The following is a 14488-nucleotide window of genomic DNA, read 5'->3' on the forward strand; positions in this document are numbered from 1 at the left end:
AAAATCGGTGCAGTGCGCCGACAACGACTCATTACAATCGAACTTCACATAGGTGATTTATGGCAAAACTTGCACATGCACAGTGGTCGTCACGCATGGGCTTCGTGCTGGCGGCTGCGGGTTCCGCCGTTGGCCTGGGCAACATCTGGCGCTTCTCTTACATGGTGGGCGACAGCGGCGGTGCGGCGTTCGTACTGGTGTACTTGGCATGCGTCGCGCTGGTCGGCCTGCCCATTTTGGTCGCCGAATGGATGATTGGCCGTCGCGGCCAGAAAAATCCCATCAACACCATGTCTGATTTGGCCGCTAGCCACGGCAAGACGCGCGCTTGGGCAACGATCGGGGTGAGCGGCGTGCTCGCCGCCTTCTTGATCTTATCGTTTTATAGCGTGATCGGCGGCTGGTCGTTGAACTACACCCTGAGCTCGGTGATTGGCACCTTCAACGGCCAAGATGCGGACAGCATTGGTGCGCTGTTCAGCGGCATGCTGGGCAGCCCGACGACACTGCTGCTGTGGCACACCGCCTTCATGGTGCTGGTGATCGGCATCGTGGCCCGCGGCGTCACCAAAGGCCTGGAAAGCGCGGCCCGCACCATGATGCCTGCGCTGGTGGTACTGATGCTGATCCTGGTCGGCTACGGCATGACCAGCGGCTACTTCGGTGAAGCGCTGAGCTTCATGTTCAGCCCGGACTGGTCAGCGCTGAATGGCGGCGTGGTGCTGGCGGCCATGGGCCAAGCGTTCTTCACCCTCTCGCTGGGCATGGGCATCATGATGGCCTACGGCTCTTACCTGGGCGAAGACGTCAACCTGATCAGCACCGCGCGCACCGTGATCATACTGGATACCGCCATTGCCCTGCTGGCCGGCTTGGCGATCTTCCCGATCGTGTTTGCCAACGGCTTGAGCGCAGGCGAAGGCCCCGGCCTGATCTTCGTGACGCTACCGCTGGCGTTCGGCAACATGACCGGCGGTACGATTCTGGGCCTGATGTTCTTCCTGCTGCTTACGTTTGCAGCGCTGACCTCTGCCATCTCGCTGCTGGAGCCGGTGGTGGAAACCCTGGAAGAGCGTACCTCGATGTCGCGATTGGTAGCGACGTTTGCGAGCGGTATTGCGGTGTGGGCGCTAGGCGTTGCCGCCCTGCTCTCGTTCAACGTATGGGCGGAGGTGCTGTTCTTTGGCTTGAATATCTTCGACCTGCTCGACACCTTCACCAGCAAGATTCTCCTGCCGCTGACCGGCCTGGGCGCGATCCTGTTCGCCGCCTGGTGTTTAGAGCGCAAGAGTGTCGAGACTGAGCTTGGGTTGTCAGCCGCTGGTGTGGGCGTGTGGAACATACTCGCACGCTTCGTCGCGCCCGCAGGTGTCATCGCCGTGTTCGTGGCCGGCTTGATCTAAGCCGTCACGGCCCCGCTAAGCTGGCGGGGCCGTATCATCACACGCTGTTTTAGTGCAATTCGCTCTCTTGCGGTTCGTCATCGTCCGGCAAGGGAGCGATATCCCGCGACAATTTCTGGAACTCCCGATGCAGCTCGATCCCTCTGCGTGCTCTTAGGCTACGCTGGGCGGCGCTGCGCCGACGTTGGGCATGCTCATCGACCTCCATACTCATGAATATGTCGAGCAATTCGCTTTTTACCGAGGTCATTCGTTCGACGTTTCTCATGATCGACGCTCCTCCAGGTGAAGTTGCCTACGTCCACCTGCATCCGTGACCACTGATTTTTTGAATGATGCAGTGCGGCACGTCACTTCTTACTATAACCTACTTGACAAAATGATGACGAATCTTGAAGAAATGGGTTAACGCCCTTTTAACGGCAGCCCCGGTGGATGATTACCGCTACCCTCTTCCCGTCACTCAGGCATACTGTGGCCACCTAGGCCTCATAAGCACGATCAAGAATTTAAGGAGCTGAACGTGAGCCGCGCCCTGTTCGATGAAATGAGACGCCGCATGGAGCATTTCCGTCGCTCCGAGCAAAAGGTAGCGCGGTTCGTGCTGCGTAATCCCGATGAAGTGATCCATATGCGGATCGTGGACCTGGCCACCGAGGCGAAGGTGAGCGAGCCCACCGTGGTGCGCTTCTGTCGCGCCCTTGGCTGCAACGGGTTTCAGGATTTCAAGCTCCAGCTCGCTCAGATGCTGGCCAGCGGCAGCCAGTTTGCCCAGTTCTCCATGAACGATAGCGACTCGGTGGCGGAGTTTTCCCACAGCATTTTCGACTCCACCGTGGGCACGCTGCTGTCGGTACGCGACCGGCTCGACAACGAATCGCTGGGGCGGGCCGTGAACGCGCTGGCCATGGCCAACCGGGTGGAGTTTTACGGCTTTGGTGCCTCCGGTGCCGTCGCCTTCGATGCCCAGCACAAGTTCTTCCGCCTGCAGATATCGACCTCTGCCTACGCCGACCCGCACATGCAGAACATGTCGGCGGTGACGCTGCAAGAGGGCGATGTAGTGGTGGCGATTTCGCAAACCGGGCGCACCAAGGCGCTGGTGGCCAGCGTACGTTTGGCCCGCGAAGCGGGGGCCACGGTGATTGGCCTGTGCCCCAGCGAGTCGCCGCTGGCCCACGAAGTGAGTCTGCCGCTGTTCATCGATGTGCACGAAGATACCGAGATTTACACGCCGCTCAGCTCGCGCATCGCGCACTTGGTGCTGATCGACGTGCTGGCCGTCGGTGTCGCCAAAACCCGCGGCCCCAAGCTTGCCGAACAGCTCAAAGCGGTGAAAAAGAGCCTGACCACGCTGCGTTACCCAGACGATCAATAAACGCAGCCCAACGCGACGTACGCTGTATACCCAGCCAGTGGGCGGGCTGTGCTAAACTGGCCGCCCATTTTTCGAACCGGCAGCGGCTTATATGGACGACGTCACGGCGATACTCGATCAGCTCAACCCCGCCCAGCGAGAGGCCGTCAGTGCCCCCCAGGGCAACCTACTGGTACTGGCGGGCGCGGGCTCCGGTAAAACCCGCGTGCTGGTTCACCGCATTGCCTGGCTGATGCAGGCCGAGGGGCTGTCTCCTTACGCGCTGCTGGCGGTGACGTTTACCAATAAAGCGGCGCGCGAAATGCGCACGCGCCTGGAAGCGCTGCTGGGCATCTCCATGCGCCACGTGTGGGTCGGCACCTTCCACTCCATTGCCCACCGGCTGCTGCGCACCCATTGGCAAGACGCCCGCCTGCCGCAACACTTCCAAATCATCGATTCCGATGATCAGCTCCGGCTGATCAAACGACTGCTCAAAGATTATTCGATCGACGACGAGCGCTTCCCGCCCCGCCAGGTGCAGGGGTTCATTGCGGGCTGCAAAGAGGAAGGGCTGCGGCCCCACCAAGTCAACGTCAACGGTGATGGCTATTTGGCGCAAATGGTCGAGCTCTACGAGCGCTACCAGTTCACCTGCGAACGCGGCGGGCTGGTGGATTTTGGCGAGCTGCTGCTGCGCAGCCTGGAGCTTTTGCGCGACAACCCGCCGCTGCTGAACCACTATCGCGAGCGTTTCGGCCATGTGCTGGTGGACGAGTTCCAGGACACCAATACTCTGCAGTACGCGTGGCTGAAACTGCTGACCGGCCAGCAAACGCCGATGACGGCGGTGGGCGATGATGACCAGTCGATTTACGGCTGGCGGGGCGCCAAAGTGGAAAACATCCGCCGCTTCGAAGAGGAGTTTCCCGATACCCACACGGTGCGTCTGGAGCAGAACTATCGCTCGACCAGCGCCATTTTGGACGCCGCCAACGCGCTGATCAGCCACAACAGCGAGCGGCTGGGCAAAAACCTATGGACCGATGGTATCGAGGGCGAACCGATCTCGGTCTACGCCGGGTTCAACGACCTGGAAGAAGCCCGCTACATCGTCGACACCATCAAAGAGAAGGTCGATGAAGGCTTCCACCGTCGTGATGTCGCCATCCTATACCGCTCCAACGCCCAGTCGCGGCTGCTGGAAGAGACGCTGATTCGCCAAGGGATGCCCTACCGCATCTACGGCGGCCACCGCTTTTATGAGCGGTTGGAGATCAAGAACGCCCTGGCATACCTGCGCCTGCTGCTCAACCGCGACGACGACGCTTCGCTCGAACGCGTCATCAACGTCCCCACCCGAGGCATCGGCACCCGCACGGTGGAAATCGTTCGCCACCGCGCCCGCGAGCAGAGTGTCTCGCTCTGGCAGGCGCTCCACGACGCGATTCAGGATGGCACCTTGAAAGGCCGCGCGGGCAACGCCGTTCAAGCCTTCGCCAACCTGATCGAGCAGCTCGATAACGACGCCGCCGGGCTACCGCTACATGAAATCATCGATCATGTCACTGCCCATACCGGGTTGATCGAACACCATCAAAGCGAGCGTGGTGAAAAGGGCCAGGCCCGTGTCGAAAACTTGGAAGAGCTGGTCACCGCCGCCCGCGCCTTCACCCATGGCGACGCCTTCGAAACCCCGGAAGCGGGCGAAGGCATGGCAGCACTGGAAGCCTTCTTATCAGAAGCCGCCCTCAACGCGGGCGACCACGAAGCCGAAGAGTTCGAGGACAGCGTGCAACTGATGACGCTGCATTCGGCCAAGGGCCTGGAGTTTCCCGTGGTGTTCATCGCGGGCGTGGAAGAGGGGCTGTTTCCCCACAAGATGTCCGTGGAAGAGCCTGGGCGGCTCGAAGAGGAGCGTAGGCTTTGCTACGTGGGCGTCACACGCGCCATGCAGAAGCTCTACCTCACCCACGCGGAAACCCGCCGACTGCACGGTAAAGAAGTGTTTCCACGCCCATCGCGCTTCTTGCGTGAGCTGCCGCCTCATCTGCTGGAGGAGGTCCGCCTGCGAGGCCATGTATCTCGCCCGGTGACCGCCTCGCGGCAAAGTTTTGCCCAAACCAATATCGAGAGCGACGGCGAACTCCCTGCGCTGCACGTCGGCCAGCGAGTCGAGCACCCGGTATTCGGCGAGGGCATCATTCTCAACGCCGAGGGAGAAGGCGCCCGTGCGCGGGTGCAGGTGAGCTTCGATGGCGAAGGCGTGAAGTGGCTCGTGCTCGGTTTTGCCAAACTGACACCGCTTTAAACGTAGCGCCGTTTTCACCTCGTAAAAGGGCAAGTGAAGACAGGGACTTGCCCTATAAAAGCGGCTTAGCGCATACTGGCAGGCGGACACTGCGCTCACTGCGCTTATAAAAAAACAGCCTATAATTTCGGAGTCATGCCCGCCATGCAACGCCGCCAATTTTTGAAAACCGCCGGCCTAGGCGCCGCCGGTGTCGCTGCTGCCCCCTTTGTTTCTACCGCCAGCGCTAACGAAACCTACACGTGGGATATGGTCACCTCCTGGCCGAAGAACTTCCCCGCCCTCGGTACTGGCGCCAACGACTTTGCCCGCCGAGTGGAGCAGCTCTCGAACGGCCGTATGCGCATTCGCGTTCATGGTGCAGGCGAGCTCGTGCCAGCACTGGAAGTATTTGACGCCGTCGCCGCAGGCACCGCCGAAATGGGCCACTCCGCCTCTTATTATTGGCGCGGCAAAGTGGCTGCCTCTCAGTTCTTCACCGCCGTGCCCTTTGGCATGACTACCACCGAAATGAACGCGTGGCTATATCACGGCGGTGGCCAAGAGCTGTGGGATGAGATCTACGCCAACCACAATCTGAAACCCTTTGCCGTGGGCAACACCGGTACGCAGATGGCGGGCTGGTTCAAAAAAGAGATCAACTCCCTCGAGGACATGCAGGGCCTCAAGCTGCGCCTGCCGGGGCTCGCCGGGGAAGCCATGAACGGCATCGGTGTGAGCACCGTGAACATGGCCGGTTCTGAAATCTTTACCTCACTGCAAACCGGTGCGCTCGACGCGGCGGACTGGGTCGGCCCCTATAACGATCTAGCGTTCGGCCTGCATCAAGTGGCGGATTACTACTACACGTCCGTGTGGAACGAGCCCACTGCCGTTCTCGAAGGCACCGTCAACCTGGATGCCTGGAACGCGCTGCCGGAAGACTTGCAGGACGTGATCCGTGAAGCGGCGCGCGCTTCTAACCTAGCGATGATCAGCGAGTTTGCCTACCGCAATGCTCAGGCACTGGAAACGCTGGTGGAAGAGCACGGCGTGCAGCTACGCACGTTCCCGGAAGACGTCATGGCCGCGCTGTACGAGTCCTCCAAGCAGGCGATTCAGCGTCAGGTAGAGAGCGATGAAGAGTCTCGCCGCGTTTACGAGTCCTATTCGGCCTTCCAGGAAGTGGTGCGCCCGTTTAGTGACGTAGGGGAGTACGCCTACCTGAAAAGCCGCGACAATGTCGGTGCTTAACGTATTAGCCAATGTGAAAGGGCGCTTCGGCGCCCTTTTTTGCTATAAGGTTACGCTTACGATGTGACGGACTAGCCATGGACGGCACGGATACGACCGTTATCGTCCAACGCCACCATGACGAAACGCGCTTCGGTGACTTTCTGGCGCTCTTCAATGTGGCGGCCATGGGGTGGGCGCACCCACACCTCGACATCGATTTTGATCGAGCTATGGCCAATATCCTGCACTTGGGTATAGACACTCACCATGGACCCGACCCGCACCGGGCTCAAAAAATCCATGGCTTCGATGGCGACCGTCGCGGTGCGGCCACCGGCTTCACGCCCGGCAGCCAGCTCCGCCGCTTGGTCCATATGATTCACTAACCAGCCGCCAGGAATATCGCCATAGAGATTGGTATCTTGCCGAGAAGCCAGTAACTTTAAGGTGAGCTGCCCTTTGGGGGCCGGTACGTCGTCCAAGTCGGTATCCAGCGGTGTCATAAGGTGGTCGCTTTGTAAGGTTATTGTTGTAGTGAAACGCTGTAGTAAAACCGGTACTCAAAACCGGCACTACGCAAGTGCATCACGTTGCTGCATCGCAACAGGGTAGCGATAGTTAATCATAAGAGGGGTGATGTTTGAAGGGCAATCGTTGGGCGTGCCATTGCGAGCGGATTCATCGCTGTTGTCGCCGTTGGGTGGCCATGGGCGTGCTGCTCTGCTCCACGGTTGCCTGGGGGCAACCTGCACCGGTGAGCGGCACCTTGGGTGCCGTAGGCTCCGACACCATGGCGGGGCTGATGCTCCGCTGGGGGGAAGCACTCAACCACCGCTACCCGGATATTACGCTGCAGTTTCAAGCAGGTGGCTCTGCCAGTGCACCGACCGCGCTAGTGGCAGGAACGACGCGCTTTGGCCCGATGTCGCGCCCCATGACCGATACCGAGCGTCAACAGTTCATCGAGCGCTACGGCTACCCGCCCCGTGAATTGAGCGTTGCCCGAGATGCCCTACTGCTGGTGGTTCACCGCCACAACCCTCTGGCATCGCTCACCCGCGAGCAAGCCGATGCGATTTTTTCCACCACCTTGGCGTGTGGGGGGCAGCAGCCAATCCGTCGCTGGGAAGAGTTACTGCCTGTGGCGCAGTGGCCCTACGGCAAGATTGCGCTACATGGCCGTAACTTGGCCTCTGGCACCCACGGGCTGTTTCTGGACCGGGCTCTATGCAACGGCCAATTCCGTCGCGATATCAGCGAACACCCTGGCTCGTCGGCGGTGATCGCCGCCGTAGGCGAGTCACCCAATGCCATGGGCTACGCAGGCTATAACCACGTGAATGCGATGGTTCGTGCCCTGCCGCTGATCGACGAGGCCGGCCGCGCTATCCGGCCAACTGTCTCGACGATCCAGGACGGCACTTATCCGTTATCGCGAAACCTCTACCTCTACGTGAATCTGCCGCCAGGGGAGACGCTACCGCCTGCCGAACAGGCTTTCATCGAACTGATCTTCTCCGACGAAGGTCAGCAAATCGTTCGAGCTGCGGGCTTCGTACCGCTGCCCCAAGCGCTGCGACAGCCGCCGCTGCTGGCGCCTTAGATTGTCATTTAAATGTCATAAACATGCCGTAGGGTGAAGAACTTCTGCCATGTACGTACTTTTTTGCGACGCTACTCGTTTCTTTATGATGTCGACATGACTCCCCCACGGCTACCTCTTTCGCGTCAGCCGCTGCGCCTCATTCATGACCGTATTGCCACTGGCCTGATTACCGCCGGTGGTATCGGTGTTCTATTGGCCATTCTTGCCATTGGCGTGTTTCTAATATGGGAAACGCTACCGCTGCTGTCGTTTGGCGACACCTTATCTCTCAGCACGTTATCGCCACTGGCATGGGGTACGCTCAAAGCGGCCCTCGCTGCCATGCTGTTCGCGACCCCCATCGCGCTGGGCGCGGCCATGTACTCGGCGCTGTTCATGTCGGCACGGCTACGCAGCCGTATCAAGCCGCTATTGGAGCTCATGGAAGCCATTCCCGGCGTGGTCGTGGGCTTCATTGCCGGTTTGCTGCTGGCCCCTTGGGTAGAGCGTCATCTCGCCAGTACGCTACTGGTGTTTATATGGCTGCCGCTAAGCGCTGGAGTGGCAGGCTCGCTCTGGTATTTCGCCGGTTCGCGTGTGCGTCGGTGGCTGCCGCTCTCTTGGGCGGGCCTCTGGCTGATGCCTTGGCTCGCCATCATGATCACCTTGGCGCTGTGGTTGGCACCGCTCTTGGAACAGCTCTGGTTCGGCGGCGACCTACGGCTCATGCTCGATCAGCAGTACGGCCTCGATTACGCCACCCGTAACGCGCTGATCGTGGGGATCGCCATGGGGTTTGCGGTGATTCCTAGCATCTACTCGCTGGCCGAGGACGCGCTCGCCGATGTGCCTGCCAGCTTGATGGAGGGCGCTCAAGCACTGGGTGCCAGCCGCTGGCAGGCGCTGTGGAAAGTCGCGCTGCCTACCGCAGGCCCAGGGGTCTTCTCGGCCGTCATCATAGGTGCCGGGCGCGCGGTGGGCGAAACCATGATCGTCTTGATGGCCAGCGGCAATACCGCGCTGCTCAGCGCAAGTCCCTTCGAAGGGTTGCGCTCGCTATCGGCATCGATTGCTATCGAGCTTCCAGAAGCCGCTCCCGGTGGGATGACCTATCACCTGCTGATTTTTGCAGCTCTGACGCTGTTTCTCTTTACTTTTTTGGTTAACACCCTTGCTGAGATGGTGCGCCAACGCCTACGTCAGCGCTATCAGCGCATCGGTGGGAGTCGCTAATGCGCTGGCACCGGAAGCCCCCCCGCCTTACGTCCGTGGGCAGCCTGTTGTGGCCTTGGCTATGCGCCGCTAGCGTTGCGCTGTCGCTGCTGATGCTGGCAACACTTCTGACGTTGCTGGCCGCCCGTGGCCTGGGCCACTTTTGGCCTGCCACGCTGGAACAAGTCACTCTGCGCTCTGGGGAGACGGTGATCGGTCAGCCGGTGCGGGAAGCCCCGCTGCCCAACGCAGCAGGGACAGAACGCCTCTACTTTACCGGCAACCGGGATCTTGACGGCGACAGCTGGCGCTGGGTCGCCCTCGGCGATATCGCCGACATTGCGGAGCCCAACGACCTCATCCGCTTGGAGCGTGCCCCATGGGGGGACTTCATCGGGCGCCTAGACGTCGTCGAGAGCGCAGGTCAGCGTTTTGAGGGTGAGGCTGCCTGGGCATTCGTTGCACAAGCGCTTAGATTGCCTGACGGACAACGGCCGATCGCACGGCTGCAGCTTACTTCCGCCCAGGGCGACACCGTGAGCCAACCGTTAGCGGGCGTCACTCGATTTCAAGCACCAAACGCCATGTCCTGGGGCCAAAAAGTCGCCGTTTGGTGCAAGCGTATATGGCAATTTCTTAGCGAAGGTCCCCGCTCGGCCAATACCGGCGGCGGCGTGTGGCCCGCCATCTTCGGTACGGTCATGATGGTGATGCTGATGTCGGTCATCGTGACGCCGTTTGGCGTACTGGCCGCCATTTATCTCAATGAAATCGCGCATCAAAACCGCCTGACCCGCTTGGTGCGTATCGGCGTACGCAACCTTGCCGGTGTGCCGTCGATCGTTTACGGAGTGTTTGGCTTGGGCGTTTTCGTTTACGGGATCGGGGGCTCCATCGACAGCTGGTTTTTCGACGATACGCTGCCTTCCCCCACGTTTGGCACGGGCGGCCTGCTCTGGGCATCGCTGACCCTGGCGCTGCTCACCCTGCCGGTCGTCATCGTGGCCACCGAAGAGGGCCTGGCACGCATTCCCGATGCGCAGCGAGAAGGTGCGGTCGCACTGGGCGCCACCCGCCTGGAAATGCTGGTCCGCGTGGTGCTGCCCATGGCGACCCCGGCCATGCTCACCGGCGTGATTTTGGCCGTGGCCCGAGCCGCTGGCGAAGTCGCCCCGCTGATGCTGGTGGGCGTCGCCAAGCTGGCTCCCCAAATGCCTGTGGATGGCGAGTTTCCCTACTTGCACCTAGAGCGCAAATTCATGCACCTTGGCTATCATTTATTTGATACCGCTTTTCACGGCGAAGATGTCCAGGCCGCCATTCCCCTGGTGTTTGCTACTGCGCTGCTGCTCGTATTGATCGTGCTCGTGCTTAATCTAACTGCCATATTTCTGCGTCATTATTTAAGGCGTCAACGAGGAAACGAATGCTAGCGTTATCGTCCGCCAACCCGCCTCATGCATCGGTGACTCGCTTTACTGCCGAGACCTGCTGTTTGAGCATCAACCAGTTTCACCTCGCCTATGCGGGGAAAACGGCGTTGCGTGACCTAACGCTCGATGTGCCTCGCCACCGAGTCACCGCTTTCATCGGCCCGTCGGGCTGCGGAAAATCGACGTTACTACGTGCTATCAATCGGCTGCACGATCTTAACGAGTCGGTGACGCATCGAGGTCAGATTCAGCTGGAGGGTCAGGACATTCACGCCCCACAGATGAACGTCACCGAACTGCGTCGCCGTGTGGGCATGGTGTTTCAGACGCCCAACCCATTCCCAATGTCCATTTATGAAAACGTCGCCTTTGGGCTGCGTTTGCAAGGGCGCATGCCCAAGCGCAAACGCGACGACATCATCGAGTGGGCATTGACGTCCGCGGCCTTGTGGGACGAGGTGAAAGATCGCCTGCACCGCTCGGCGTGGCAGCTATCCGGGGGTCAGCAGCAGCGTTTGGTGATTGCCCGGACGCTCGCCGTACAGCCCGACGTGCTGCTGCTCGACGAGCCCGCCTCGGCGCTGGATCCGATCTCGACGCTGAAAATCGAAGAGCTGATTCGTAACCTGAAATCCCAGCTCACGCTGGTATTAGTGACGCACAATATGCAGCAAGCCGCACGGGTATCCGACTACACGGCTTTTTTGCAGCAAGGTGAACTCGTTGAATACGGGCCAACGGATCAAGTGTTCACCAACCCGCGTTTACAGCGCACCGAAAATTACATCACCGGCCGCATGACCTAGGCCCAACCGACGTTACGTCAGGAGTGCTCAATGGATATTACGAGCGATACCCACAGCCAGCATATCTCTCGCCAGTTCAACCAGGAGCTGGAAGAGCTGAAAACCCACCTGATGGCCATGGGCGGTCTGGTGGAAAAACAGGTGCAAGATGCCGTTCACGCGCTGCTGGAAGGCGACAGCCGTCTCGCCGAAAAAGTGCGTGACAACGACCGCCAGGTCAACGACCTGCAGCTACAGATCGATGACGAATGTACCCGCGTCCTAGCGCGTCGTCAGCCAGCCGCCTCTGACCTGCGCTTGGTACTAGCGGTCATTCGCGCCACGTCGGATCTCGAGCGGATAGGCGACGAAGCCAGCAAAATCGCCCGTAACGCACTTTTGCTGAGTGAGAACAGCAGCAGTATTCGTGGTTTGGTAGAAGTGCGACATATCAGTGAACACGTGCGTAAGATGCTACGCGATGCGCTGACGGCCTTTGCCCGCTTCGATACCGAGCTTGCCATGCAGGTCGTGCGGGAAGACGAGTCCGTGGATGACGAATACGGCAGCGCCATGCGCTCGCTGATGACGTTCATGATGGAAGACTCGCGCTCGATCAGTTCCGTGTTGAGCATCATGTGGGTTCTCCGAGCATTGGAGCGCGTGGGCGACCACGCCAATAATCTGGCGGAGTACGTGGTCTACCTGGTGAAAGGCTTGGATATTCGCCACAGCGACCCCGACACCCTAGATCAGAAGATGCTGAAAAAGCCTTGACCTGACAGGTCATTGCTCCTGCAATACGCCCAGATGACTCATCTGGGCGTTTTTAAAGGAGACAACATGGTGGATGCCATCACGGCGTTGAGCCAAGGCACGCGTTTGGTGTATCAAAAAGGGCTGCGGCGCTACATTTTCCTCCCCATCCTGGTCAACCTCATCGTCTACGCCAGTATGCTCAGCGTCGTATTCCAGGGCTTTTCAGGCTGGTTGGATAGCGCCATGACCATGGTGCCCGGTTGGCTGGAGTGGCTCTCCTGGCTGATTTGGCCGCTCTTTTTCGTTAGCCTGCTGGTGGTGATCTTTTTCACCTTCACCCTCGTGACTCACCTCATTGCCGCACCGTTTTACGGCTTTCTTGCCGCAAAAGTCGAGCGACAAGCCACCGGGCGGGAACCGCTGGACGATCGCGGACTGGCTAAAACGGCCATCGACGCACTGGGGCGCGAGCTGGTCAAGCTGGGCTATATTCTGCCGCGCATGGCGGCGCTGTTCATGCTCAGCTGGATTCCCGGCCTCAACCTACTTGCGCCGCTTTTGTGGGCGCTGTTTTCCGCCTGGGTGATGGCGATCACCTATCTGGATTATCCAATGGATAATAACAAAGTCACGTTTCGTGATATGCGCAGCCGCCTCTCGCGACGCTGGTGGCCCAGCCTTACCTACGGCGGGTTGATCATGCTGGTTACCTGGATTCCCCTTGCCAACCTGTTTTTGATACCCGGCGCCGTCGCAGGAGCAGTGCTCATGTGGGACGGGCATTATCGCGGCACACAGGATGTAGTGAATCCTTGACGTCGCGTCAGTGGGAGGCATAGACACAAAAAACCCCGCCTAGGCGGGGTTTTAGGGATATAGCGCTGAGCTTACCAACGGATACCGTCACCTTCGTCGCGGTTCAGCTCATTGGCGTCATAGCCCGTTTTGCGGGTGGCTGTATCGGTTGAGTCGTTGGCGCTGCTAGACGTAGAGTAATCCAGCGTGTCACCTTCGTCATGGATCAGGTCACTAGTAGAGTACTGGGCCGGACCTGACGTATTGTGCGAGCTTGGCTCGATAATATCGTGACCTGCAGAACGGTCTTTATTCAATTCAATGGACGTGTGGGCAAAGGCCATTGGACTTGCAACCAAACCGAATGCAACGCTTAGAACAGCCGTCTTTTTCGCTAACTCGTTAAATAACATCGCTACGTACTCCTTTAACGTGGAGCCAGTCGGCGTAGGCCAGAACCAGAACACATGAGCGCCTACGACTAATGGCTAACTTAACACCTAGTTAGTGCACACAAGATGCCAAATTACATAGAAAATAAAAAATTATTTTATAAACATGTATTTATACAAATTACATTGTGCGCAATATAATGCAGCAACGTCAAAAATACCTCAAATATATTGTGCAATAATGACACATGCGCCGTGTACGTGGCGCAGAATGACTCACCTTAAGAAAGATTCCGCAGACTTTCATGCAGGCTCGTTCTAAAGAAAACCTTACATACCCTCTGCATATGCCGCAGGCACAAAAAATTAGACCCCGCAGGGCGGGGTCTTGGTCACTCTTACTTGTCAACGATACTGACGTCTGGCTTCCTATCCTTTTGCGGGGTGCCAACCTTGGTATATCCCCTGACCAGCGTATTGATCGTTATCTGATTCTTTCCATGAATCTTTGAGCATCCTTGCTATAGGACATCCTTGCCCCTTAAATGCTCACTCCTAAGCGTAAGAGTTTTTAACAGCTTTGCAAATAAATGTTACAACTTACATGCCGCTATTTTCTTCCGGAAGCTCTTCGGTGCTGTCGTATGTCGCATCCGAGTCATCGCTCATGGAATTCGGCTCCATATCGCTGGCGTTATCGCCTTCGTCATGGGTTAAATCTTGGTTGCCATGATCAGATGTCATTCCAGTATTGCTGGATTGAGATTCTACCGGCTGCTCATCTGGAGAAATATTGTCGGCCGGGTCAGCAGGCTCTTGGGCAAAAGCCAATGGGCTTGCTACCAAACCAAACGTTACACCTAAAATACCAGCTTTCTTGAGTAGTTCCTTGGACATCATATTCCGCCTCCTCGATCGCTGTGAAATACCGCTTTAGTAAGGAAGAGCGACTTCATGTCTTACCAGTTCCTGCGGTAATCTTCCTTACCAGAATTTTTGCATCCGACATGCCAAAATTTCAAAAAAATAGAAAAATACATATAAATACAATAGTTTATAAAAAAATAAAGCCATGCCAAAATAGCTTCAGCCGCGATTTCATAGCGAGTTAATTGGCTACATATGGCACATGCGCGGTGTTTGACCATGCTTACATGCCAATATGACACACTTGTACATAGATTATGCAAATCGACGAATGAGGAAGGATTGAGTGTACGAGGTGAGGCCGGTGAAACAAG

14 protein-coding genes are annotated in these 14488 nt (G+C 58.3%); 10 read left to right on the top strand and 4 right to left on the bottom strand.

Translation table 11 applies throughout. From position 1 onward, the window contains the following. Positions 1-59 precede the first annotated feature (59 nt). Positions 60-1403, top strand: a complete 1344-nt coding sequence (locus FHJ80_RS05985) for a sodium-dependent transporter (RefSeq protein ID WP_139526101.1) — start codon at positions 60-62, stop codon at positions 1401-1403. A 49-nt stretch (positions 1404-1452) separates the two neighbouring features. Here FHJ80_RS05985 and FHJ80_RS05990 read toward each other — a convergent pair whose 3' ends face one another. Next, the gene (locus FHJ80_RS05990) at positions 1453-1671 is read right to left on the bottom strand and encodes a PA3496 family putative envelope integrity protein (protein WP_062374507.1); all 219 of its coding nucleotides are present in this window, start codon (positions 1669-1671) and stop codon (positions 1453-1455) included. A gap of 255 nt (positions 1672-1926) precedes the next feature. On the opposite strand from FHJ80_RS05990, the gene hexR reads away from it, so the two are divergent. The 3 genes from hexR (at position 1927) to FHJ80_RS06005 (ending at position 6304) form a co-directional block, all read left to right on the top strand. After that, positions 1927-2781: a transcriptional regulator HexR gene (hexR, locus tag FHJ80_RS05995; RefSeq protein WP_139526102.1), complete on the top strand. Its 855-nt coding sequence runs from the start codon at positions 1927-1929 to the stop codon at positions 2779-2781. A 91-nt stretch (positions 2782-2872) separates the two neighbouring features. Beyond that, positions 2873-5071, top strand: a complete 2199-nt coding sequence (gene uvrD, locus FHJ80_RS06000) for a DNA helicase II (RefSeq protein WP_139526103.1) — start codon at positions 2873-2875, stop codon at positions 5069-5071. A gap of 144 nt (positions 5072-5215) precedes the next feature. Beyond that, positions 5216-6304 carry a TRAP transporter substrate-binding protein gene (locus FHJ80_RS06005; protein ID WP_139526104.1) on the top strand — a complete coding sequence of 363 codons (1089 nt, stop codon included), beginning with the start codon at positions 5216-5218 and terminating at the stop codon, positions 6302-6304. A 71-nt stretch (positions 6305-6375) separates the two neighbouring features. Here the strand turns inward: FHJ80_RS06005 and FHJ80_RS06010 are convergent, their stop codons facing one another. Next, a complete protein-coding gene (locus tag FHJ80_RS06010; RefSeq protein WP_139526105.1) occupies positions 6376-6789 on the bottom strand; it encodes an acyl-CoA thioesterase in 414 nt (137 codons plus the stop codon). 203 nt (positions 6790-6992) lie between these two features. On the opposite strand from FHJ80_RS06010, the gene FHJ80_RS06015 reads away from it, so the two are divergent. From FHJ80_RS06015 to cysZ, 6 genes are all read left to right on the top strand, one after another. Next, positions 6993-7889: a PstS family phosphate ABC transporter substrate-binding protein gene (locus tag FHJ80_RS06015; protein WP_139526252.1), complete on the top strand. Its 897-nt coding sequence runs from the start codon at positions 6993-6995 to the stop codon at positions 7887-7889. A gap of 96 nt (positions 7890-7985) precedes the next feature. Next, positions 7986-9104 (top strand): ABC transporter permease subunit, encoded by a 1119-nt coding sequence (locus FHJ80_RS06020; protein ID WP_139526106.1) that lies wholly within the window; start codon positions 7986-7988, stop codon positions 9102-9104. Continuing rightward, the gene (gene pstA / locus FHJ80_RS06025) at positions 9104-10516 is read left to right on the top strand and encodes a phosphate ABC transporter permease PstA (RefSeq protein ID WP_139526107.1); all 1413 of its coding nucleotides are present in this window, start codon (positions 9104-9106) and stop codon (positions 10514-10516) included. The genes FHJ80_RS06020 and pstA overlap by 1 nt, the downstream gene beginning before the upstream one ends. After that, positions 10510-11322 (top strand): phosphate ABC transporter ATP-binding protein PstB, encoded by an 813-nt coding sequence (gene pstB, locus FHJ80_RS06030; protein ID WP_139526108.1) that lies wholly within the window; start codon positions 10510-10512, stop codon positions 11320-11322. Before pstA ends, pstB begins: the two co-directional genes overlap by 7 nt. 30 nt (positions 11323-11352) lie before the next feature. Continuing rightward, the gene (gene phoU / locus FHJ80_RS06035) at positions 11353-12078 is read left to right on the top strand and encodes a phosphate signaling complex protein PhoU (protein ID WP_139526109.1); all 726 of its coding nucleotides are present in this window, start codon (positions 11353-11355) and stop codon (positions 12076-12078) included. A gap of 66 nt (positions 12079-12144) precedes the next feature. Further along, on the top strand, positions 12145-12876 hold the full coding sequence (gene cysZ, locus FHJ80_RS06040; protein WP_139526110.1) for a sulfate transporter CysZ: 732 nt from the start codon (positions 12145-12147) through the stop codon (positions 12874-12876). 71 nt (positions 12877-12947) lie between these two features. Here the strand turns inward: cysZ and FHJ80_RS06045 are convergent, their stop codons facing one another. Then, positions 12948-13268, bottom strand: a complete 321-nt coding sequence (locus tag FHJ80_RS06045; protein WP_139526111.1) for a hypothetical protein — start codon at positions 13266-13268, stop codon at positions 12948-12950. A gap of 579 nt (positions 13269-13847) precedes the next feature. Then, complete coding sequence (locus tag FHJ80_RS06050; RefSeq protein WP_331250800.1) at positions 13848-14147, bottom strand: hypothetical protein; 300 nt, start codon at positions 14145-14147, stop codon at positions 13848-13850. Between the last annotated feature and the right edge of the window lie 341 nt (positions 14148-14488).

This window comes from Halomonas sp. BL6, from assembly GCF_006228115.1.
Taxonomy (GTDB): domain Bacteria; phylum Pseudomonadota; class Gammaproteobacteria; order Pseudomonadales; family Halomonadaceae; genus Vreelandella; species Vreelandella piezotolerans.

Bases quoted from the DNA above. Each gene is read 5' to 3' on its own strand.
- FHJ80_RS06005 (WP_139526104.1), top strand. From the start codon at position 5,216: ATGCAACGCCGCCAATTTTTGAAAACCGCCGGCCTAGGCGCCGCCGGT.
- FHJ80_RS06010 (WP_139526105.1), bottom strand. From the start codon at position 6,789: ATGACACCGCTGGATACCGACTTGGACGACGTACCGGCCCCCAAAGGG.
- uvrD (WP_139526103.1), top strand. From the start codon at position 2,873: ATGGACGACGTCACGGCGATACTCGATCAGCTCAACCCCGCCCAGCGA.
- pstB (WP_139526108.1), top strand. From the start codon at position 10,510: ATGCTAGCGTTATCGTCCGCCAACCCGCCTCATGCATCGGTGACTCGC.
- FHJ80_RS06015 (WP_139526252.1), top strand. From the start codon at position 6,993: ATGGGCGTGCTGCTCTGCTCCACGGTTGCCTGGGGGCAACCTGCACCG.
- FHJ80_RS06045 (WP_139526111.1), bottom strand. From the start codon at position 13,268: ATGTTATTTAACGAGTTAGCGAAAAAGACGGCTGTTCTAAGCGTTGCA.
- phoU (WP_139526109.1), top strand. From the start codon at position 11,353: ATGGATATTACGAGCGATACCCACAGCCAGCATATCTCTCGCCAGTTC.
- FHJ80_RS06050 (WP_331250800.1), bottom strand. From the start codon at position 14,147: ATGATGTCCAAGGAACTACTCAAGAAAGCTGGTATTTTAGGTGTAACG.
- FHJ80_RS05985 (WP_139526101.1), top strand. From the start codon at position 60: ATGGCAAAACTTGCACATGCACAGTGGTCGTCACGCATGGGCTTCGTG.
- pstA (WP_139526107.1), top strand. From the start codon at position 9,104: ATGCGCTGGCACCGGAAGCCCCCCCGCCTTACGTCCGTGGGCAGCCTG.
- FHJ80_RS05990 (WP_062374507.1), bottom strand. From the start codon at position 1,671: ATGAGAAACGTCGAACGAATGACCTCGGTAAAAAGCGAATTGCTCGAC.
- FHJ80_RS06020 (WP_139526106.1), top strand. From the start codon at position 7,986: ATGACTCCCCCACGGCTACCTCTTTCGCGTCAGCCGCTGCGCCTCATT.
- cysZ (WP_139526110.1), top strand. From the start codon at position 12,145: ATGGTGGATGCCATCACGGCGTTGAGCCAAGGCACGCGTTTGGTGTAT.